Raw genomic sequence first — 448 nt, 5'->3', positions numbered from 1 at the left:
TGCCGTTTTCGTTCCCAGCCCTGTGACGGGAATCAGCATGGCGAACATGGCCAGGCTTGGTATGGAATAGATGACGGAAAACAGATGGATCAGACCATTCGACACCGTCTTAAAATACATGGCGCAGACCGTCAGCGCGGCTGCCAGAATCAGGGAGAGCACCAGCGTAACAGCAACCAGCATTAGATGCTGTCCCAGCGCCCCATACAGTTTTTCGGGATATTTAAGCGCATATTCAATCAATGGTCATCCTCCAGAATTCTTCCTGCTCCCTGGCCGAACGGATCAGGGAGGCCACAAAATCATCCGCCGGATTCTTCACGATACGGGCGGGAGTATCGAACTGCCTGACCGTTCCCTCATTCATCACAATCACGCGGCTTCCCAGTTTAAATGCCTCATTGATATCGTGAGTCACAAACAGGAAGGTCTTCTTAAGCCCACCGTG

2 protein-coding genes are annotated in these 448 nt (G+C 52.0%); both read right to left on the bottom strand.

Going from position 1 to position 448, the window contains the following annotated elements; all coding sequences use genetic code 11:
* The coding region (locus tag NE664_14015) for an ABC transporter permease (protein MCQ4727750.1) at positions 1-243 on the bottom strand (243 nt) is incomplete at its 3' end.
* The coding region (locus tag NE664_14010; GenBank protein ID MCQ4727749.1) for an ABC transporter ATP-binding protein at positions 236-448 on the bottom strand (213 nt) is incomplete at its 5' end. The genes NE664_14010 and NE664_14015, both read right to left, overlap by 8 nt.

This window comes from Anaerotignum faecicola (genome assembly GCA_024460105.1).
In the GTDB taxonomy this organism is placed as follows: Bacteria; Bacillota; Clostridia; order Lachnospirales; family Anaerotignaceae; genus JANFXS01.
The sequence above is the reverse complement of the archived record's forward strand: the minus strand, read 5'-3'. Positions and strand labels throughout refer to the sequence as shown.